Raw genomic sequence first — 21,146 nt, forward strand, 5'->3', positions numbered from 1 at the left:
ATGGTGATGAGATCTCTGGTTTCGGGCCTGGCCCTGTCGCTGGCCATCGGCCTGCCGGCCCTGGCCGCCGGTCCGGTGGTCAAGACCACCGCCGGACCCGTCGAGGGCGTCGAGAGCGGGACGGTGGCGGCGTTCAAGGGCGTGCCCTTCGCCGCGCCGCCCGTCGGTCCGCTGCGCTGGCGCGCGCCCCAGGCCCCCGCGGCCTGGACCGCCGTCCGTTCGGCCGCCGAATACGGTCCCGACTGCGCGCAGAACCCGTTCCCGGGCGACGCAGCCCCCCTGGGCGTCCAGCCGGCCGAGGACTGCCTCTATGTGAACGTCTGGACGCCGAAGGACGCGATCAAGGCCAAGGCCAGGAAGCCGGTCATGGTCTGGATCTATGGCGGCGGCTTCGTCAACGGCGGCTCTTCGCCGTCGGTCTATGCCGGCGACCGCTTCGCCCGCGACGGCGTGGTGCTGGTCAGCTTCAACTATCGGGTCGGGCGCTTCGGCTTCTTCGCCCACCCGGCGTTGTCGGCCGAGAACGCCGATGGCGGCCTGCTGGGCAACTACGCCTTCATGGACCAGATCGCGGCCCTCAAATGGGTGCAGGCCAATATCGAGGCCTTCGGCGGCGATCCGGGTAACGTGACCATCTTCGGGGAGTCGGCCGGCGGCATGTCGGTCAACGCCCTGCTGACCACTCCCCTGGCGCAGGGCCTGTTTCATAAGGCGATCATTCAGTCGGGCGGCGGCCGGCCGCGCCTTCTGCCTTCGCTGCCGATCAAGGCCGCGCCGGGCGAGCGTTCGGCCGAGAGCGTCGGCGTCGCCTTCGCCGCCAAGGCCGGCGTGACGGGGGAGGGGCCCGAGGCCCTGGCCGCTCTGCGCGCCCTGCCGGCCGACGCGGTGGTCGACGGCCTGAACATGGCCACGTCCGGCGTGCCCACCTGGAACGGCGGGCCGATGGTCGACGGCAGGATCGTCACCAAGCCGGTGCTCGACGCCTTCGCCGCCGGCGAATGGACCAAGATGCCGGTGATGGTCGGGGCCACCGGCGCCGACGGCTTCTTCTTCGGCGGCACGCGCGACCAGGTCTTCGCCCCGTTCGGCGAGCGGCGGGCCGAGGCCGAGACGCTCTACGACCCGACCGGCGACGGCGACATCAAGGTCTATGGCTGGAAAGCCGCCGGCGACCGGATGTTCATCGAACCGGCTCGCGAGGTGGCCCGCACCCTGTCGGCGCAGGGCGCGCCGGTGTGGTCGTTCCGCTTCTCCTACGTGGCCGAAAGCCAGCGTCACGAATGGTGGAGCGCCCCGCACGCCACCGAGATCCCGTTCGTGTTCGACACCGTCGACGCCCGCTACGGCGCGGCCCTGACACCGGCCGATGCAGCCGCCGCCAAGGCCGCCCACGCCTACTGGATCGCCTTCGCCGTCAAGGGCGCGCCGGAGCCTGCGGGCTTGCCGGCTTGGCCCAGGTACGACGCGGCCGGCGATGCGATCATCGACTTCACCAACGACGGGGTGACGGCGGGCGCCGATCCGCTGAAAGCGCGGTTGGATCTCGTTAGAGCCACCACCCCCAAGCCGGCGGGCCAGTGACATGGCCGCCCGTCTCGCCGATGCGGTGATCGACCGCGACACCTTCCAGGCGCTGCGTCGCGCCCTGCCAGCGGCCACCAAGGCCTGCCTGCAGGAGACCTTCGGCATCAGCGAGACCACCTGGGTCAAGCTGCGCGACGGCCGTCCGGTCAAGCAGGCGACCCTGGAGCGGCTGCTGGAGCGCTATCGGCGGATGTGCGGGGAGATGGGAAGGCGGGCGGCGTGAGTGCTTGGCCCCCGTCCTTCGGCAAGCTCAGGATGAGGGCCATTGATGCGGCGGGTCACTAGAAAACCTCACCCTGAGCTTGTCGAAGGGCGAGGTTTTCGCTCGGCGTGTCAGCCGCTGATCTTCGGCAGCCCGTCCATGATCGCCGTCAGCGCCAGCACGGTCTGGCCCTCCATGGCGCTGTGGCCGGCGTCGGTCTTCACGTAGCTGGCCGGCGGCGCGCTGATCTCGTCCAGGGCCGCGACCAGGCGCGAGGCCTGTGACAGCGGGCAGACCTGGTCGAAGCGGCCGTGGACGATGTGGATGTCCAGGCCTTTCAGCTTGTCCACGTTCTTCACGATGTAGTCCGGCTCGAGGAACAGGCCGTTGGCGAAGAAGTGGGCCTCGATCTGAGCGAAGCAGAGGGCGAAGTCGGCCTCGCCGAACTTACCCGCGTCGGCGTTGTCGGGGATCATGTTCGAGATCGTGCCTTCCCAGACCGACCAGGCCACGGCCGCCTCGAGCTGGCGCTGACGCTCGGCCTCGCTGGTCGGGACCATGTCGAAGATCTGCTTGTAGGCGCCCATGATGTTGCCGCGCTCTTCGACCGCGATCACTTCGACGAAGGCCTTCCACTCGTCGGGGTAGGCGATGTAGGCGCCCGGCTCGGTGAGGGCGTAGGGCGTGTTGGTGAAGGCCGCCGCATTGCCTTGGTACATGTAGAGCAGGTCTTCGGTCGCGCCGAGGAAGATGCCGCGCAGGATCAGCGAGGCGACCTTGTCGGCGTGGCGGATGGCGTAGGTCAGCGCCAGGGTGCTGCCCCAGCTGCCGCCGAACACGTGCATGCGGCCGGTGATCCCCAGCGCGTCGCGCAGCCTGTTGATGTCGTCGACCAGGTGGTCGGTGGTGTTGTTGGTCAGCGCCACCTGCGGGCCGGCCGAGGCGACCGTGGGCTCGCTCTTTCCGCAGCCGCGCTGGTCGAACAGGATCACGCGATAGCGCTTGGGATCGAAGAACCGGGCCATCGGCGGGGCGCAGGCGCCGCCGGGGCCGCCGTGCAGGAACATCACCGGTTCGCCGTCCGGATTGCCGTATTCTTCCCAATAGAGCTTGTGGTCGGGCGCGGTGTCGACCTGCAACAGGCCGCTCTTGTTGGCGATGGGCTGATCGTACTTCCACTCACCAGTCACCTTGCTGGTGGTCCGCAACCGCGAGAAATTCATAACTCGACCTTTCGTGAGGCTGTTCGCCCGTGCCGTTTAGATGCGCTCGTCACCGGCGACCGCAAGTCAAAATCGGCGGCCCTCGACAGGATCGGAGCGTGCGCGTACCCCACCGGTTCGCCCCAACCCCAGAGGAGGGACCATGCCCAATCCCTTCTCGCTGCTGCTTCCGGCGCTGGTCCCGTCGTGGAACTTCTTCGACGTCATCTCCGCCTCGCCGCGCGTCGAGTACGCCCTGGCCGAGACGCGCGACGCCGCCCTGGACGCCTGGACCGAATTCCGCCCGCGCCCGCAACGCCTGTCGCCGGTCGCCATGCTGGGCCGCCTGTTCTGGAACCCGCGCTGGAACGAGAGTCTCTATCTGGTCAGCTGCGCCGAGCGCCTGGTCGAGGAGCCGACGGCCCACGGCGAGGACGAGATTTTCCGCCGGGTCGCCGCTGATCTCGCCGCGCGGTCGGACGCGCCGCCGTGGCTGTCGTTCCGGCTGCTGTTCATCGACCCGACGGGCGAGCGCGAGGTGCTCTACCAGGCCGCGCCGCGCCTGCGGGCGGACATCGACGTGCGATGAGTTTCGACCACGCCCTTCGCCTGACAGAGGTGCTGCTGGCCCTGGCGCTGGCCCAGCAGAGCCTGGAGCACCTGCGGGCCTTCCGCCGCGAGCGTATCCTGTTTGGCGCGCGCATCGTCCTGTGCGGGCTGGTCGTCGCGGGCGTCGCCTCGCCCTGGTCGCTGGTTGCCTTGGCGGGCCTGTCGCTGCTGATCCTCCAGCGCTTCCGGGGACCCTATAACGGCGGCAGCGATCGGCTGGGGCTGCTGGCCCTCTGGTGCGTGATGCTGGCGCGCGTTCTGCCCGTCGATCAGTGGCGCGAGTTGGCCTTCGGCTATCTCGGCGTGCAGCTGATGCTGTCCTATTTCATCTCGGGCTGGGTGAAGATCGTGAACCCCGACTGGCGCAAGGGCGTGGCCTTGCGCCAGGTGTTCGCCTTCTCGGCCTATCCCGTCGCCGAGAACCTGCGCGGCTGGTCAGGTCGGCCGGGCCTGCTTCTGGCCATGTCATGGGCGGTGATGCTGTTCGAGCTGGTCTTTCCGCTGACCATGATCTCACAGGCGTCTTTGATGGTGGGCCTCGCTATCGCTGCGACCTTCCATCTGGCCAATGCCTGCCTGTTCGGCCTCAACCGCTTTTTCTGGACCTGGCTGGCGGCCTATCCGGCCATCCTCTGGCTTCAGCAGCGGCTGTTCTAGCCCCAGGCGGGGAAGGCGAGGCAGGTCGGACGATCGACGGCGACCGACTGGTCGGTGGCGGCAAGACGTCCCGATGACGGATCACGCGCCAGGACCGTCACCGTGTTGGAGCCCTGATTAGCCGCCAGCAGCCAGCGGCCGGACGGATCTATGGCGAAGCTCCATGGCGTTTTGCCGCCCGATGGGATGCGCTCGCCCTGCAGCAGGGCGCCGGTCGTCTCGTTGACCGCATAGGCGCCGATGACGTCCTCGACCCGGATCGAGACGTAGACGAAGCGACCGTCGGTGCTGACGGCGACCTCCGCGCCGTTGACGGGCGGCATGCCGCCGGCTGGCAAGGCCTGGACGAGCACGAGCCGGCCAGCCTCCCAGCGATAGGTTCGGATCTCCGGCTCGATCTCGCTGAGCAGATAGACGAAGCGGCCGTTGGGATGGATGGCCAGGTGACGCGGCCCGGTCATGGGCGGCACGTCGGTCGAGGCGTCGCCTGCCGGTCCCAGGCGCCGGGTGGCGGCGTCATAGGGGTGAACGAAGATCCGGTCGGCCCCGAGGTCGGCGACCAAAGCAAGACGCCTCGAGGGATCGACCAGCACCGCGTGGGCGTGGGGCCCCTGCTGCTGGGGACCCGGACCCGAGCCCGTATTGGCCTGCACCGATGCCGGCGCCTCCAGCCCGCCGTCGGCGCGCACGGGCAGGGCGGCGACGTGGCCGTCACCGTAGTGCGCGACCAGAAGGCCGCCGGCCTCGCCGTCCAGCGACATGTGCGCGGGCCCGCCGCCGCCCGAGGCGACCGTCGAAAACACGGTCAGGGCGCCGGTCGCCGGATCGGCCTTCAGCGCATGGACCTTGCCCTGTTCCCCGGGGCCGTAACCCGTTTCGCTCAGGGCGTAGACCACCGGCAGGGCCGGATGGGCGACCAGCCAGGTCGGGCGCTGAAGGGGCGCGACGACGCCGATCGGAGTCAGCTTGCCGGTGGCGGTGTCGAGTCGTGCGGCGAAGACGCCCTGGCCGTCCTGGTCTGCTTGGGTCCCGACATAGACCAGCCGTTCGTTCCGCGAGGCCGCTCGCGCCGCCTGGGCGGCCATCAGGCCCAGCGCGCCGGCGGCGACCGCGCGGCGGGTGGGCAAGCCGTGTCTGGAATCGGTCATCGGCGTCTCCTCCACCCACGCTTGTCAGGCTTTGCAGGAGGCGTCGATAAGACCACTCGGGTTTCTTCCTCGAAGAAAATCGCGCCGGGTTTGACGGAAGTTTCGCGCCCGTGCATCGCTCCCTCCAGAACAACTCGACCAGAGTGGGTGGGACGGAAACGGTGTCGGAGGGGCGTGCGCGCGTCGTGGCTTGGATCGGGCGGGAAATCCTGCCCCATGAGGCTGACCTGCGCGCCTGGCTGCGGCGGGCCTTCGCCACGGCCGGCGACGTCGACGACATCGTGCAGGAGACCTACTGCCGCCTGGCCGGGCTCTCCCACGTCGATCACATCGGCGAGCCGAGGGCCTACCTGTTCCAGGCCGCCCGCAGCGTCGCGCTGGAGCAACTGCGGCGGGCGCGGGTGGTGCACATCGACACGGTGACGGAAATCGACGCGCTGAACATCGAACTGGACGAGCCTTCGCCCGAGCGCATCGCCGGCGGGCGGCGCGAGTTGGAGCGGGTGCGGCGGCTGATCGCCGCCTTGCCCGACCGCTGCCGCCGGATCTTCGAGATGCGCAAGATCGAGGGGCTGCCGCAACGCGAGATCGCCCGCCGCATGGGCGTGACAGAGAACGTGGTCGAGAACGAATCCGTGAGGGGGCTGCGCGCCATCCTCGCCGCCCTCGCCGAGGGTGAAACCGAAGAAACCGCGGCCGCGAGGAGGCCGAGTACGCATGACCGAACGCGAAAGCGCCGCTGACATCGAGGCGGCCGCCGCCCGATGGGTGGTGCGCGCCGATCGCGGGGATCTGGACCCGGCCGAGCTGGAGGCCTGGCTGGCGGGCGACACGCGCCGCCAGGGCGCCTTCGTGCGCGCCCAGGCGGCCTGGGGCTTGCTGGATCGCGGTCGCGCGCTCGGCGGAAACGAGGCGTCGTCGAAGGCGCGTCAGCGCATCGATCGCCGTGGGCTGCTGGCTGGCCTGGGCGTCGCGGCGGCCGCCTGCGTCGCCGTGGTCGTAGCGCCGCGCCTGCTGGCCGCCCGCTATGGCACCGCCGTTGGCGAGATCCGCCGCGTGCCGCTGGCCGACGGCTCGCTGGCCGCGATCAACACCGACACCACGCTTGAGGTGGCCATGAAGCCGCGCAGGCGCGAGGTGCGGCTCGACCGAGGCGAGGCCTGGTTCCAGGTCGCCAAGGACGCCGAGCGGCCGTTCGTGGTCGAGAGCGGTCCGGTGCGGGTGAGGGCGGTCGGCACCGCCTTCTCCGTCCGTCGCCGCGACGGCGGCTGCGAGGTGCTGGTCACCGAGGGCGTGGTCGAGGTCTGGTCGGAAGGGGCCGGCGAGGCCCCGCGCCGCGTGACCGCCGGCGAGCGGGTTTTCGCTTCGGACGCCGCCGGCGCGGCCCGGCCCGTGCCGGCGTCGCTGGAGATCACCCGCGAGCTGGCCTGGCGCGAGGGCCAGATCGTGCTGGACGGCGAAGCCTTCGGCGCGGCCGCCGAGGAGTTCAACCGCTACAACGCCCGCAAGATCGTCATCGCCGATCCGGCCCTGGCCGAGCAGAAGCTGGTCGGCTGGTTCCGCACCAACGAGCCTGAAAGCTTCGCCCGCGCCGCCGCTTCCAGCTTTGGCGCGCGGGTGACGGTGCGCGGCGACGCCATCCTCGTGCAGTCGCTCGCGCCCCTGGCCGAATAGGGATTTGGCCGTCCACGGAGGATGGCGTTCGAACAATTTTCGCGGCGCTCTGACGGAAACCGGTTTCCCGCCCATCGCTCAAGACAGGCGCTCCCAGAAGCGCCGTGCGAAACAAACAATAGGGAGGGCGCGGAATGGGTTATCCGCGAGACGTCTACGGAAAATCGGCCCTGATGCTGGCGGCGGGCGCCGCCGCGGTGCTGGCAAGCAGCCAGGCCCAGGCCCAGACGCGCAAGTTCGACGTGCCGGCCCAGGCCGCGGCCACCGGCATTCCCCAGTTCGGCAAGCAGGCCGACCTGCAGATCCTGGCCCCGCAGGCGGCCGTCCAGGGCAAGCGGGTCAACGCCGTGCGCGGGACCTATACCGTCTCCGAAGGCCTTTCGCGCCTGCTGGACGGCGCCAACCTGACCATCGTCTCGAACGACGGCCGCACCGCGGTGCTGGGCCAGAAGGGTTCGGTGCAACTGGCCTCGACCGCGCCGGTCGCCATCCCGCAGCAGTCCGAGCCCGTCGGCGACACCATCGAGGAGCCGGCGGCCGTCGAGGAGGTGGTCGTCACCGGCTTCCGCGCCAGCCTGGGCAGCGCCCTGAACATCAAGAAGCGCACCAGCGGCGTGGTCGACGTGATCAAGGCCGAGGACATCGCCGACTTCCCGGACGCCAACCTCGCCGAGTCCATCCAGCGCGTGCCGGGCGTGTCGATCGCCCGCGACGCCGGCGAAGGCCGCCAGATCACGGTCCGAGGCCTGGGCCCGCAGTTCACCCGCGTGCGCATCAACGGCGTCGAGGGGCAGAGCACGGCCAGCGGAACCGACAGCTCGGGCGGCGCCAATCGCAACCGCTCGTTCGACTTCAACGTCTTCGCCTCGGAGCTCTTCAACAGCATCACCGTGCGCAAGACCGCCTCGGCCTCGACCGAGGAAGGCTCGCTGGGCGCCACCGTCGACCTGCAGACCGGCCGGCCGTTCGACTATAAGGGGGCGACGCTCGTGGTCTCGGCCCAGCAGGGCTACAACGACCTGTCGGAAAGCTGGGACCCGCGCTTTGCGCTGCTGGCCTCCAACACCTGGGCCGACGGCAAGCTCGGCGCCCTCGTGTCGGTGGCCTACACCGAGCGCAACCTGCTGGAAGAGGGCCACGGCTCCGGCGGCTGGCTGAACGGCACGGAGGTCGGCGGCTTCAGCCCGGCCTCGACCTTCACCCAGGCCAGCTCGGCCAGCGTGTTCACCCCGCGCTTCCCGCGCTACGGCCGCCTGACCCACGATCAGAAGCGCCTGGGGATCACCAGCTCGCTGCAATTCCGGCCTGACGAGAAGACCCTGGTCACGGCCGATTTCCTCTATTCGGACTTCAAGGCCACCCGCACCGAGAACTGGCTGGAAGCCCTGTCCTTCGCCCGCAACGCCGCCCAGGGCGGCCGGCCCGAGATCATCGTCCGCGACGGCGTCGTCAACGCCAAGGGCGACATGGTCTACGGCCTGTTCGACGACGTCGACGTCGAGAGCGAGACCCGCTTCGACAAGCTCGACACCAGGTACACCCAGGGCACCTTCACGGTCGAACACCGCTTCTCGGACCGCTTCAAGGTGACGGGCCTAGTCGGCTTCTCGAAGTCGGACTTCGACAATCCGATCCAGACGACGGTGATCCTCAACCGCGAGAACGCCGACGGCTTCTCGTACGACGATCGAAACAACGCCAAGCTGCCGGCGATGAATTTCGGCTTCGATGTCACCGACCCGCTGGCCTACAATTTCGGCGCGGCGCGCTCGGAGATCCGGCTGCGGCCACAGGGCGTGACCAACACCATCCAGACCGCCCAGATCGACGGCGACTACGAGCTCAACGACACCTTCCGCCTGAAGGCGGGCGTGAACCTCAAGAAGTACGAGTTCGACTCCTGGGCTTTGGCTCGGGTCAACGAGTCCGTCGTGCCGACCCTGCCGGCCGGCGTCACCCTGGCCGGCCTGACCAACCTGGTCAGCGGTTTCGGCAAGAACCTCGGCGGCTCGGGCTATCCCACCAGCTGGGCCGCGCCGGACCTGAACGCCTTCGCCAAGCTGTTCGACATCTACAGCGGCACGGGCCTGTTCGAGCTGTCGGGCGCCAGCAACGCCAACGCCCGCGGCAACATCCGCAGCGTCGAGGAGAAGGACACCGCCGCCTATGTGCAGCTGGACTTCAACTCAGATCGCTTCGCCTGGCCGATCCGCGGCGACGTCGGCGTGCGCTACGTCAAGACCGAGCAGAGCTCGACCGGCTACCAGCTGGTGTCCGGCGCGGCCCAGCAGGCCACGGTCGATCGCGAGTACGAGGACGTGCTGCCGGCCCTGAACCTCACCGCCGAGGTCACGCCCGACCTTCTGCTGCGCTTCGGCGCGGCCAAGGTCATGACCCGTCCGAACCTGGGCAGCCTGACGCCGGGCGGCAGCCTGAGCGTCGTGGGCGTGTTCAGCGTCAGCTCGGGCAACCCGTATCTGGATCCGATCCGGGCCACGACCTACGACCTGTCGGCCGAATGGTACTTCGCCAAGGACGCCCTGCTGTCGGTCGGCCTGTTCTACAAGGACATCGACAGCTACATCCAGACGCAGCGGATCTCGCAGACCTTCGCCGCCTCCGGCCTGCCGACCAGCCTGCTCGACGGCCTAGCCGGCGTGTCGGCCAACGACACCTTCCTGTTCAGCAAACCGGTCAACACCGAGGGCGGCCCGCTGAAGGGGATCGAGATCAGCTACCAGCAGCCGTTCAGCTTCCTGCCGGGCCCGCTGCGCCACACGGGTGTGATCTTCAATGTCACGATCGTCGACTCCAAGATCGACTACATCTCGTCGCGCTCGGCCACCGGCTTCGTGCAGAACGACCTGGTGGGGCTGTCGAAGAACGCCTTCAACGCCACCCTCTACTACGAGGACAGCAGGTTCAGCGCCCGCGTCTCCGGCGCCTATCGCGACAAGTACCTGACCGCCGTGCCCAGCGGCACCTCGACCAACGACATTGACGGCGTGCGCGACACCTTCACCGTCGACGCCTCGGCCTCGTACCAGATCAACAAGCGCCTGAAGGTCACCTTCGAGGGGTTGAACCTGACCGACGCCTTCAACGAGCAGTATACCGACAGCGTGCGTGACAGCATCTACGTCTATTCGCACACCGGACGGCAGTACAACTTCGGCCTGAGGTACTCCTTCTAGGCCGGAGCGAACCTTCCTCCTCCCGGGGGAATGTTGGGCGTCGGCCGTCCCTCCCGGCCGGCGCCCGCTCTTTTTCTTTCGAGGCTTCGATGACGATGGTTTCGCGACGGGCCGTGGCGGCCGGGATTCTGCTGCTTCCTGGCGCCGCCTCGGCCGCGCCGCGCTATGACGCCGTGCTCAAGCGCCCCGACGATCCGCGCCGGTTTCCGGCCCCGACCTACGAGAAGCTGTCGGCCGCCGTGGCCGCCGCGCCGGCCAGTGGAACGCGACCCTTCCGCATCCTGGTGACCAGGGGCGCTTTCGACGAGCAGGTCGTGATCGAAAAGCCGTTCATTCACCTGGTCGGCGAAAGCCGCACGAGCTCGATCATCACCCACCTGGCCGCCTCCGGCCTGACCGCGCCCGATGGCAAGCGCTGGGGCACGTTCCGCACGCCGACCCTGTTCGTCCGTGCGCCGGACTTCGCCGCTCGCAATCTGACCATCCGCAACGCCTTCGACGGCCTGGGCGAGATGACCAGGCCTGACGGCCTGCACTCGCACGACGGCGGCGGCCCGCAGGCCGTGGCCCTGATGCTGGACAAGGGCAGCGACCGGGCGCGGCTGACGCAAGTCGACATCCTCAGCTATCAGGACACCCTGTTCCCGGACGCGGGCCGCAGCCTGTTCGAGCGCTGCCTGATCGCCGGCAGCTACGACTTCATCTTCGGGGCGGGCAGGGCGTTCTTCAGGGACTGCGAGATCCGCTCGCTGCCGCGGCCGGTCGATCCGGTCGACGGCTATGTCGTTGCGCCCAGCACGCCGATCGACCAGCCTTTCGGCTTCGTGTTCAAGGACTGTCGCCTGACCAAGGCGCCGGGTACGGCAAGCCGCTCGGTCTATCTGGGACGGCCCTGGCGGCCTTCCAGTCAGTTCCCCGACGGGCGCTACGGCGATCCGAAATTCGTCGGAGCCAGCGCCTTCATCGATTGCTGGATGGACGACCACGTGGCCCCGGAGGGCTGGACGCAGATGTGGTACACCGGCAAGGACGGCAATCCGCGCACAATGCTGCAGCCTGAGGACGTTCGCTTCTCGCAGTACGGCTCGAAAGGGCCCGGCGCGGCCGCGTTCCAGCGCGGTCGAGCCTTGAGCGCCGCCGAGGCCAGGGCGATGAGCGTCGACGCCGTGCTGGCCGGCTGGCGCGTCTGAGGTCTCAGCGCGCGAACGGGAAGGGCGTCACCGACTTGCTGGCCTCTTCCACCAGCAGGGTGCGGTTGATCGGAGCCGCGGCGCGCTGCGGACAGGCCGGCCGCTCGCAGATCCGGCACGACGGCCCGATCTCCACCGCCAGCGGCGAGGCGATGTCGAGCCCGCGCGAGGCGGCCAGCTTGCTCGCGAACTTCAGCTCGCAGCCCAGGCCGATGACCAGCTCGTCCTCCAGCCCGGCCTGCAGGCCCGAGGTCCGCCGCACGGTGCGCGACAGGGTGAAGTAGCGCTCGCTGTCGGGCGTCTCGATCACCTGGGTGACGATGCGGCCGGGGGTCTTGAAGCTGTCGTGGACGTTCCAGCGCGGGCAGGCGCCGCCGAAGCGCGAGAACGGGAAGGGGCCGGCGGCGAAACGCTTGGAGATGTTCCCCGCCGCGTCCAGTCGCATCATGAAGAACGGGATCCCCCGCGCGCCGGGACGGCTCAGGGTCGTCAGGCGCTGGGCGGCCTGCTCGTAGCTGACGCCGAAGCGCGGTCGCACCCGCTCGATGTCGTAGCCGCTGGCCTCCATGGCAGCGTGGAACGGCTCGTACGGCATCATGATCGCCGCGGCGAGGTAGTTGTCGAGGAACACCTTCAGCAGTTGGCGCGTGGCGCGGTCGGGCGCGGCGAAGCGGTCGGCCAGGCGCGTCAGCGCCTCGGGCGCCTCCATCAGGCCCAGCTGATAGCACATGGCGAAGATGCGGCTGGCCGGGGCCAGGGTCTCAGACACCATCAGGCGCTTGCGGTGGTGGTCGTAGCGGCGCAGCGAGCCGGCCATGACCTCGGCCGGCATCACTCGCGTCTGGATGCCGTGGCGGGCGACCAGGCGCTCACGCACGGCCGGCCCCAGGTCCTGCAGGTCGGCGTCCAGCGCCGCGACGATGGCCTCGGCCGCCGTCTCCAGCTCGGCGAAGTGGTTGCGCTGCGAGCCGACGAGGTCGCGCACCCAGTCGGTCGGCGACGACGAGGCCGCCGGCGTGCCGTCGGGACGCTCGAAGGCGCCCAGGTCGATCATCCGGCCGCGATCGAGATAGGCGCGGTAGAGGCGGGCCATGGCCTCGGCCAGGCCCGGCGACAGTTCGGCGACTTCCGCCACCTCGTGCCGGCCCAGGCCCAGGTCGGCGAACATCTTGTCGGCCAGAACCTCTTCCAGCCCCGCGCCGCCGCCCGGATCGTCGGCCGACAGGGTGCGCAGATCCAGGTCGTAGGCTTCGGCCAGCCGTAGCAGCATCTGGGCCGTCACCGGCCGCTGGTTGCGCTCCAGCAGGTTCAGGTAGCTGGGCGAGACGCCCAGCTCGTCGGCCATGCGGCTCTGGGTGACGCCCAGGTCGCGGCGGAGGCGCTTGAGGCGCCCGCCCAGGAACAGCTTTTTGTCGGTCGTGACCATGTCTGTCACGTTGTCACGAATTTACAAAATACACAAAGTCGATTTGTGACAAATCGTCTTCAATAGGTTCGACCGCCTTGCCGCATCGGCGTTAGCTCCCTGTCACAGCTTACAGCCCGCCTCCCAACAAGCGGGCCCCGATGGGGAAGAAGAGACGACCATGCGCAAGACCTACGCCGAGCACCGCCAGGACCTTATCGCCCGCTATCCGCAAGGCGTGACGCCCGGCGGCGTCGCCATCGACGACATCATCCAGCTGAAGCTGCAGAACACCTTCAACACCCACCTGGACATCGCTCGCGAGATGGCCGTCGTCATGCGCGCCGACATGGCCGCCTATGACGCCGATAGCAGCAAGTTCACCCAGTCGCTGGGCTGCTGGTCGGGCTTCCACGCCCAGCAGATGATCAAGTCGGTCAAGCGCCTGCGCGGCACGACCAAGGGCGCCTACGTCTACCTGTCGGGCTGGATGGTCGCAGGCCTGCGTAACCGCTTCGGCCACCTGCCGGACCAGTCGATGCACGAGAAGACGTCCGTCGTTGATCTCATCGAAGAGATCTACGTCTCGCTGCGCCAGGCCGACGAAGTGGCGATCAACGACCTCTTCAAGGCTCTGAGCACGGCCCGCAAGGCCGGAGACCAGGTCGCCGAGCAGGCCGCGATCAAGGCCATCGACGGGTTCGAGACCCACGTCGTTCCGATCATCGCCGACATCGACGCCGGCTTCGGCAACGAGCACGCCACCTATCTGCTGGCCAAGGAGATGATCAAGGCCGGCGCCTGCTGCCTGCAGATCGAGAACCAGGTCAGCGACGCCAAGCAGTGCGGCCACCAGGACGGCAAGGTCACCGTGCCGCGCGAGGACTTCATCGAGAAGCTGCGCGCCTGCCGCCTGGCCTTCGAGGAGCTGGGCGTCGACGAGGGCGTCATCGTCGCCCGCACCGACAGCCTGGGCGCGGGTCTGACCCAGAAGGTCCCGGTCAGCCAGGGCGAGGGCGATCTGGCCGCCGAATACATCAAGTGGCTGAAGACCGAGGCCATCACGCCCGAGAACCCGCTGCGCGACGGCGAGATCGCGATCATGAAGGACGGCGCCTTCGTCAAGCCGGTGCGCATGGCCAACGGCCTGTTCGCCTTCCAGGACGGCACGGGCCGCGCCCGGGTCATCGAGGACTGCATCGCCAACCTGACGCAAGGCGGCGCCGACCTTCTGTGGATCGAGACCGATACGCCCAATGTCGACGAGATCGCCTCGATGGTGGCCGAGGTCCGCAAGGCCGTGCCGAACGCCAAGCTGACCTACAACAACTCGCCGTCGTTCAACTGGACCCTGAACCTGCGCAAGCAGGTCCGCGCCCAGTGGATCGCCGAGGGCAAGATCCACGAGGACTCCTATCCCGACGGCAACGTCCTGATGTCGGCCGAGTACGACGCGACGGATCTGGGCCGCGAGGCCGACGATCGCCTGGCCCGCTTCCAGGTCGACATCTCGGCCCGCGCCGGGGTGTTCCACAACCTGATCACCCTGCCGACCTTCCACCTGACCGCCAAGAGCGTCGACGAGCTGTCGCGCGGCTACTTCGGCGACCAGCGGATGCAGGCCTACGTCAATTCGGTGCAGCGCGAGGAGATCCGTCGCGGGGTCTCGGCCGTGAAGCACCAGCACGAGGTCGGCTCCGACCTCGGCGACACCTTCAAGGAAATGGTCGGCGGCGAGCGGGCCCTGAAGGCCGGCGGCCACGCCAACACCATGAACCAGTTCGCCGCCGAATAGCTCGGCGTCCGAAACCGATAACCCCCACTTCACCCCCACTGGCGAAAACCTACAGGAGAGAACGCCATGACCAACGTCACGCAATTCGCTCCGGCCGCGATGCCGGATTCGACGGCCCAGGATCGCGCCGTGGACCGCCTCGCCGAGGCCTCGCACCGCCTCAACGAAGCCGTCCGCCGCGCCATCGAGGCCGGTTACTCGGTGGAACTGGTGCGCACCTCGCGCCACCATGACGGCTCGGGCAATTGGGGCGACCAGATCGTCCCGACCATCCGCGCCAACGAAGCCCCCAAGAGCGCGTAAGACGCTCGGGCGCCCGCGGGCGAGGGGAGGCGCCTGCTTCCTCCTCTCGCCCGCCACACTGCAATCGTCATCCCGGAGGGCGCGCAAGCCCCATCCGGGACCCAGGGATCGCCGCGCGGCGTCGAGGCTTCTTCGCGGTGGCCGGCTCCGCGCGGCGGTCCCTGGGCTCCGGCTTCGACTTGGGTGCGCAGACCGCATCCGATAGACCTCTTCCCAAGTCCGCGTCCAAACACCACGGAACACGCCATGCCTCTCGACATCGCCGCCAACGTCCAGATCCTCGGCCCGATCGAGGGTCGTGCGGTAGAGATCCTCACGCCTGAGGCCGTGGCCTTCGTGGCCGACCTGCACCGCCGCTTCGACGGCCGCCGGCGCGAGCTGCTGGCCGCTCGCCAGGCGCGTCAGGCCCGCTTCGACGCCGGCGAACTGCCCGATTTTCTGGCGCAGACCTCGCACGTCCGCGCCGCCGACTGGCGCGTCGCCCCGATCCCGGCCGACCTGCTCGATCGTCGCGTCGAGATCACCGGGCCGGTCGACCGCAAGATGATCATCAACGCCCTCAACTGCGGGGCGAAGGTGTTCATGGCCGACTTCGAGGACGCCACGGCCCCCACCTGGGCCAATGTCGTCGAAGGCCAGGTCAACCTGAAGGACCGCTGGAACGGCGTCTTGGACCACGTCGATCCGAAGTCCGGAAAGGCTTACGCGCTGGGAGCCAACCCGGCCGTCCTGAAGGTCCGGCCGCGCGGCTGGCACCTTCCCGAACGCCACCTCGAAGTCGACGGCGCGCCTGTCGCCGGCGCTCTGTTCGACTTCGGCCTCTATGTCTTCCACAACGTCCGCGCGGCGATCGAGCAAGGCTCGGGCCCGTACTTCTACCTGCCCAAGCTGGAGAGCCACCTGGAGGCGCGTCTCTGGAACGAGGTCTTCGTCCGCGCCCAGGAGGCGCTGGGCCTGCCCGTCGGCACGTTCAAGGCCACGGTCCTGATCGAGACGATCCCGGCCGCCTTCGAGATGGACGAGATCCTGTTCGAGCTGAAGGACCACATCGTCGGCCTCAACTGCGGCCGCTGGGACTACATCTTCTCGTTCATCAAGCGCCTGGGCCGCACACCCGCTTTCCTGACGCCGGACCGCTCGGCCATGGTCATGGGCAAGGCCTTCCTCGGCGCCTATTCGCTGAAGCTGATCCAGACCTGCCACCGCCGGGGCGCGTTCGCGATGGGCGGCATGGCGGCCCAGATCCCGATCAAGGGCGACGAGGCCGCCAACCTGGCCGCCTTCGCCAAGGTCCGCGCCGACAAGGAACGCGAGGCCGGCGCCGGCCACGACGGCACCTGGGTCGCCCACCCCGACCTCGTGCCGGTGGCCATGGAGGTCTTCAACCGCCTGATGCCGACGCCCAACCAGCTCGACAAGACCCTGGAGGGCCTGGAGATCACGCAAGCCCAGATGCTGGAGCTGCACGACGGCGCCCGCACCGAGACGGGCGCGCGCGAGGCGATCCGGGTGGGCGTGCGATACACCCAGGCCTGGCTGGAGGGCCGCGGCGCGGCGCCGCTCTACAACCTGATGGAGGACGCCGCGACCGCCGAAATCTGCCGCACGCAGCTTTGGCAGTGGGTGCGCCTGGCCGCCGAGCTCGACGATGGCCGGGTGCTGACCTCGGAGCTGTTCATCAGCCTGTTCACCCAGGAGATGGGCGACCTGCGCCGCGAGTTCGGCTCGCCGCGCCTGGAGGAGGCCGCTCACCTCTTCACCCGCATGGTGCTGTCCGACACGCTGGAGGAGTTCCTGACCCTTCCGGCCTATGAGTTGATCGGCTGACACCGGCGCGGCGGCGGCGCTCCATCCCCCGGAGCGCCGTCGCGTTGCGTCGCCCTACCGACACGTAAGACCCCGAAAAGCCGGAGCCATGCGAGCCCCGGCGCGTTTGACGCTCGACCAGTAACAAGGCGGGCGTCTCGTCATGACCATCTCCTCCCTGCGCCGGGATCTCCTCACCCGACCGATCTTCCAGTGGGCCCAAGGCGTGCTGCCGGCCCTGTCCCAGACCGAGCGCGACGCCATCGACGCCGGCGACGTCTGGTGGGACGCGGCGCTGTTCACCGGCGACCCCGACTGGAACGAGCTCCTGTCGTTCCCCAGGCCCCAGCTACGCCCCGACGAGCAGGCCTTCATCGACGGCCCGGTCGAGAAGCTCTGCGCCATGGTCGACGAATGGACCATGACCTGGGAGACCCGCGACCTGTCGCCGGAGGTCTGGACCTTCCTGAAGGAAAACAAGTTCTTCGGGATGATCATCCCCAAGCAGTACGGCGGCCTGGGTTTCTCGGCCTACGGCCACGCCGAGGTGGTGCGTCGCATCGCCACCCGTTCGGTCTCGGCGGCGGTGACGACGATGGTGCCCAACTCGCTGGGTCCGGGCGAACTGATCATGCGGTTCGGGACCAGGGCCCAGCAGGATCACTGGCTGCCGCGGCTGGCCGACGGGCGCGAGATCCCCGCCTTTGGCCTGACCAGCCCCGAAGCCGGCTCGGACGCCTCGGCCATGGTCGACGAGGGCGTGGTCTGCCGCGGAACCTGGGAGGGACTTGAAGTCCTGGGCATCCGCCTCAACTGGCACAAGCGCTACATCACCCTAGGCCCCGTCTGCACGGTGCTGGGCCTGGCCTTCAAGCTGCGCGACCCCGATCATCTGCTGGGCGATGACGAAGACATCGGCATCACCTGCGCCCTGGTGCCTACGACCACGCCCGGCGTCGAGATCGGCCGCCGCCACCTGCCGGCCTTCCAGACGTTCCAGAACGGTCCCAACTGGGGCAAGGACGTCTTCATTCCCATGGACCTCGTCATCGGCGGCGCCGAGCGGGTGGGGCAGGGGTGGAAGATGCTGATGACGGCCCTGGCGGCCGGGCGCGGCATTTCGCTGCCGGCGCTGTCGGGCGCCGCGGCGGCCTTCAGCGCCCTGACGACGGGCTCTTACGCCCGCGTGCGCCAGCAGTTCGGCGTCGCGATCGGCAAGTTCGAGGGCGTGCAGGAGCGCCTGGCCCGCATCGCCGGCAACGCCTATCTCGTCGACGGCGCCCGCCGCCTGACCTGCGCGGGCCTCGACCTGGGCAAGCATCCGTCGGTGATCTCGGCCCTCCTGAAGTCCGGCGCCACCGAGCGCATGCGGGTGGTGGTCAACGACGCCATGGACGTCCACGGCGGCAAGGCGATCATCGAAGGGCCGCGCAACTACATGGGCGCGCAGTACCGGGCGATCCCGGTCGGCATCACCGTCGAGGGCGCCAATATCCTGACCCGCAGCCTGATGGTCTTCGGCCAGGGTGCGATCCGCGCGCATCCCTACATGCTCCGCGAGATCCTGGCCCTGGGCGAGGCCGATCCCGAGAAGGGCCTGGAGGACTTCGACGAGGCGTTCTGGAGCCACGTGGCCCACGCCCTGCGCAACGGCATCCGCACCTTCGCCCGCAGCTGGACCAATGGCGCACTGTCGCCGGCCCCGGACGCCGGCCGCGCCAGGCGCTTCTACCGCCAGGCCGGCCGCTACAGCGCCGGCTTCGCACTGGCGTCTGACATCGCCCTTTTGACCCTGGGCGGCGACCTCAAGCGCAAGGAGATGCTGTCGGCCCGCCTGGGCGACATTCTCTCCGAGCTCTACTTCCTGTCGGGCGCGCTGAAGCGCTGGGAGGACGAGGGGCGCCACGACGCCGACTTCCCGCTACTGCAATGGTGCGCCGACACCGCCTTCGCCACCATCGAGCAGCGCTTCGACGAGGTGTTCGCCAACCTGCCCAACCGCCCGGCCGCCTGGCTGCTGCGGGCGGCGATCCTGCCGTTCGGCGTCCATCGTCGCGGGCCGTCGGACAAGGTCACCCAGGCCTGCGCCGAGCTGCTGCTGCATCCGTCCGACACCCGCGATCGCCTCGTGGAGAACGTCTATGTCGGCGGCAAGGACCAGGCGGTCGGCCAACTGATCGACGCCTTCGAGCGCGTGGTGGCGACCCAGCCGATCCACGATCGCCTCAAGGCCCAGAAGATCCGCGACTGGAAGATCGCCGCCGAGCGGGGGCTGGTCTCCCCCGCCGAGATCGCGGAGCTGCAAGCCGCCGACAAGGCCGTGGCCGAGGTGATCGCCGTCGACGACTTCGCCCATGACGGCCTGGCCACCTGGGCTCGGGCGGAGGCCCGGCCCGACGCGGTCAGCGACAGGCGCGCCCGCGTCCAGGGCGACGGCGAGGGTCCCGAGCGACCGGGTCAGGGCGAGGCGCGCAGTTTCGAAGTCCGCTTGTGAGCCGGTGGCGAGCTTGAGCGCTTCAACCCGGTGAACGGATGGTTCAAGCTGCCGGCATGACGCCGCGCTTCACCGACCCGGACGCGCTGGCCGATGCGATCATCGATCGTGTCGGCCGCCGCATCGTTCTTGGCCTGCCGCTGGGGCTGGGCAAGGCCAACCATGTGGTCAACGCCCTGGTGGCGCGCGCCTTGCGCGATCCTTCGGTCCACCTGCACGTCTTCACGGCCCTGACCCTGGAGCCGCCGCGCCCGAAGTCCGACCTGGAGAAGCGCTTCCTCGGGCCGATCATCGAGCGCACGCTGGGCGGCTATCCGCTGCTGGCCTATGCCGAACTACAGCGGCGCGACGCCCTGCCGTCCAACATCGAGGTCGACGAGTTCTTCTTCCAGGCCGGCACGCGCCTGAACGTCCCCAGCGCCCAGCGCAGCTACATCTCGGCCAACTACACCCATGCGGCCGGCTATCTGCGAGAGCGGGGCGTCAATGTCGTCGCCCAGCTGGTGGCCGGGCGCGGCGAGCGCTTCAGCCTGTCGTGCAACACCGACATCACGCTCGACCTGCTGGCGGCGCGCAAAGCGGGCAAGGCCGACTTCCTGCTGGTGGGCCAGGTCAATGACGAGCTGCCGTTCATGCCGGGCGACGGCGACCTGGCGGCCGAGATGTTCAGCCATCTGCTGGACGGGCCGGACGTGCAGTTTCCGCTGTTCGCGCCGCCCAAGGAGCCGATCCCCGACGCCTCCTATGCGATCGGCTTTCACGCCGCCTCGCTGGTGCGCGACGGCGGTACGATCCAGATGGGCATCGGTGCGATCAGCGACGCCGTCGCCCAGGGGCTGATCGTCCGACACCGTCAACCCCAGGCGTTCGCCGAGACGGTGACGCGCCTGTCGCCCATCGGCGCGGCGCCGCTCTGCGGCGGGCCCTTCGAGACCGGCCTCTACGCCGCCACCGAGATGTTCGTCGACTGTCTGCTCGACTTGAGAAGGGCCGGCGTGCTCAAGCGCGAGGTCGACGGCGCGGTGCTGCACGGCGGCTTCTTCCTGGGGCCGCGCGCCTTTTATCGGGCCCTGCGCGAGATGCCGCAGGACGAGCGGGCCAGGTTCCAGATGCAGGCCATCTCGGGCATCAACGAGATCTATGGCGACGAGGCGGCTTTCCGCGCGGCCCGGGTCGACGCCCGCTTCGTCAACACCGCCATGATGGCCACGCTGCTCGGGACGGTGATCTCGGACGGCCTGGACGAAGGCCGTGTCGTCAGCGGAGTGGGCGGGCAATACAACTTCGTGGCGCAGGCCTTCGCGCTGGAGGGCGCGCGCTCGATCATCACCCTGCCGGCCGTGCGCGGAAGCGGCCGCAAGGCGGCGTCGAACATCCTGTGGACCTACGCCCACGGCACGATCCCGCGCCATCTGAAGGACGTTGTGATCACCGAGTACGGCGTCGCGGACCTGCGGGGGAGGACCGACCGCGACACGGTCGTCCGTATGCTGAATGTCTCGGACTCCCGCTTTCAGCCGGCGTTGCTCGACGCCGCCAAGAGCGCCGGCAAGCTCGAGGCGGACTACGTGATCCCCGAGGCTTTCCGTCGGAACACGCCCGAGCGCATCGCCGAGGCGCTGAGGCCCGCCAAGGCGGCTGGGCTGGCGCCCTTGCTGCCTTTCGGTTCGGACTTCGACGAGGTGGAGGAGGGGCTGTTGCCGGTGCTCGGGCGCCTGAAGGCCGCCCAGGAAGATCCCCGCGCTCTGCTGGCCTATATCTTCAAGGGCATGAGCGCGCCCTCGCCAGGGCAGGGGCTGCGCCGCCTGGGTCTTGATCGGCCCAGGACGCTCAGCGAGCGGCTGCTCGCCTGGGCCGTGCGCGGCGCGGCGGCTGGCTAAGTC

16 protein-coding genes are annotated in these 21,146 nt (G+C 69.1%); 13 read left to right on the forward strand and 3 right to left on the reverse strand.

The genetic code is table 11. The annotated features are described in order from the left end of the window. On the forward strand, positions 1-1,581 hold the full coding sequence (locus DDF62_RS14865) for a carboxylesterase/lipase family protein (RefSeq protein ID WP_244286829.1): 1,581 nt from the start codon (positions 1-3) through the stop codon (positions 1,579-1,581). A gap of 1 nt (position 1,582) precedes the next feature. Continuing rightward, positions 1,583-1,807 carry a hypothetical protein gene (locus DDF62_RS14870; protein ID WP_116489815.1) on the forward strand — a complete coding sequence of 75 codons (225 nt, stop codon included), beginning with the start codon at positions 1,583-1,585 and terminating at the stop codon, positions 1,805-1,807. Positions 1,808-1,917: 110 nt separating this feature from the next. Here the strand turns inward: DDF62_RS14870 and pip are convergent, their stop codons facing one another. Beyond that, positions 1,918-3,009: a prolyl aminopeptidase gene (gene pip / locus DDF62_RS14875; protein WP_116489816.1), complete on the reverse strand. Its 1,092-nt coding sequence runs from the start codon at positions 3,007-3,009 to the stop codon at positions 1,918-1,920. A 142-nt stretch (positions 3,010-3,151) separates the two neighbouring features. Here pip and DDF62_RS14880 point away from each other — a divergent pair, with 142 nt between their 5' ends. Together DDF62_RS14880 and DDF62_RS14885 are read left to right on the forward strand one after the other, a co-directional pair. Next, positions 3,152-3,577 carry a hypothetical protein gene (locus tag DDF62_RS14880; protein ID WP_116489817.1) on the forward strand — a complete coding sequence of 142 codons (426 nt, stop codon included), beginning with the start codon at positions 3,152-3,154 and terminating at the stop codon, positions 3,575-3,577. After that, entirely contained in the window at positions 3,574-4,254 is a 681-nt protein-coding gene (locus DDF62_RS14885; RefSeq protein ID WP_116489818.1) for an HTTM domain-containing protein, read from the forward strand. The genes DDF62_RS14880 and DDF62_RS14885 overlap by 4 nt, the downstream gene beginning before the upstream one ends. On the opposite strand, the gene DDF62_RS14890 is transcribed toward DDF62_RS14885, so the two are convergent. Beyond that, the gene (locus tag DDF62_RS14890; RefSeq protein WP_116489819.1) at positions 4,251-5,402 is read right to left on the reverse strand and encodes a lactonase family protein; all 1,152 of its coding nucleotides are present in this window, start codon (positions 5,400-5,402) and stop codon (positions 4,251-4,253) included. The two genes, DDF62_RS14885 and DDF62_RS14890, sit on opposite strands and share 4 nt — an antisense overlap. Before the next feature lie 161 nt (positions 5,403-5,563). Here DDF62_RS14890 and DDF62_RS14895 point away from each other — a divergent pair, with 161 nt between their 5' ends. The 4 genes from DDF62_RS14895 to DDF62_RS14910 all read left to right on the forward strand — a co-directional run bounded on the left by DDF62_RS14895 (position 5,564) and on the right by DDF62_RS14910 (position 11,460). Next, positions 5,564-6,145 carry an RNA polymerase sigma factor gene (locus DDF62_RS14895; RefSeq protein ID WP_116489858.1) on the forward strand — a complete coding sequence of 194 codons (582 nt, stop codon included), beginning with the start codon at positions 5,564-5,566 and terminating at the stop codon, positions 6,143-6,145. Then, complete coding sequence (locus DDF62_RS14900) at positions 6,120-7,076, forward strand: FecR family protein (protein WP_116489820.1); 957 nt, start codon at positions 6,120-6,122, stop codon at positions 7,074-7,076. The genes DDF62_RS14895 and DDF62_RS14900 overlap by 26 nt, the downstream gene beginning before the upstream one ends. A gap of 134 nt (positions 7,077-7,210) precedes the next feature. Then, positions 7,211-10,270, forward strand: coding sequence for a TonB-dependent receptor (locus DDF62_RS14905; protein WP_116489821.1), 3,060 nt, complete (start codon positions 7,211-7,213; stop codon positions 10,268-10,270). A gap of 89 nt (positions 10,271-10,359) precedes the next feature. Further along, positions 10,360-11,460 (forward strand): pectinesterase family protein, encoded by a 1,101-nt coding sequence (locus DDF62_RS14910; RefSeq protein WP_116489822.1) that lies wholly within the window; start codon positions 10,360-10,362, stop codon positions 11,458-11,460. Between the two features lie 4 nt (positions 11,461-11,464). Here the strand turns inward: DDF62_RS14910 and DDF62_RS14915 are convergent, their stop codons facing one another. Beyond that, complete coding sequence (locus DDF62_RS14915; RefSeq protein WP_116489823.1) at positions 11,465-12,886, reverse strand: helix-turn-helix domain-containing protein; 1,422 nt, start codon at positions 12,884-12,886, stop codon at positions 11,465-11,467. Positions 12,887-13,046: 160 nt separating this feature from the next. On the opposite strand from DDF62_RS14915, the gene DDF62_RS14920 reads away from it, so the two are divergent. The 5 genes from DDF62_RS14920 to DDF62_RS14940 all read left to right on the forward strand — a co-directional run bounded on the left by DDF62_RS14920 (position 13,047) and on the right by DDF62_RS14940 (position 21,143). Further along, positions 13,047-14,660, forward strand: a complete 1,614-nt coding sequence (locus DDF62_RS14920) for an isocitrate lyase (RefSeq protein ID WP_116489824.1) — start codon at positions 13,047-13,049, stop codon at positions 14,658-14,660. A gap of 66 nt (positions 14,661-14,726) precedes the next feature. Further along, complete coding sequence (locus tag DDF62_RS14925) at positions 14,727-14,963, forward strand: hypothetical protein (protein ID WP_425267054.1); 237 nt, start codon at positions 14,727-14,729, stop codon at positions 14,961-14,963. Positions 14,964-15,209: 246 nt separating this feature from the next. Further along, complete coding sequence (gene aceB, locus DDF62_RS14930; RefSeq protein ID WP_116489825.1) at positions 15,210-16,790, forward strand: malate synthase A; 1,581 nt, start codon at positions 15,210-15,212, stop codon at positions 16,788-16,790. A gap of 142 nt (positions 16,791-16,932) precedes the next feature. Then, positions 16,933-19,263 carry an acyl-CoA dehydrogenase gene (locus DDF62_RS14935; RefSeq protein ID WP_116489826.1) on the forward strand — a complete coding sequence of 777 codons (2,331 nt, stop codon included), beginning with the start codon at positions 16,933-16,935 and terminating at the stop codon, positions 19,261-19,263. 38 nt (positions 19,264-19,301) lie between these two features. Next, positions 19,302-21,143 (forward strand): acetyl-CoA hydrolase/transferase C-terminal domain-containing protein, encoded by a 1,842-nt coding sequence (locus tag DDF62_RS14940; protein WP_208866876.1) that lies wholly within the window; start codon positions 19,302-19,304, stop codon positions 21,141-21,143. The last annotated feature ends 3 nt before the right edge of the window (positions 21,144-21,146 follow it).

The organism is Caulobacter radicis, from assembly GCF_003094615.1.
GTDB lineage: Bacteria > Pseudomonadota > Alphaproteobacteria > Caulobacterales > Caulobacteraceae > Caulobacter > Caulobacter radicis.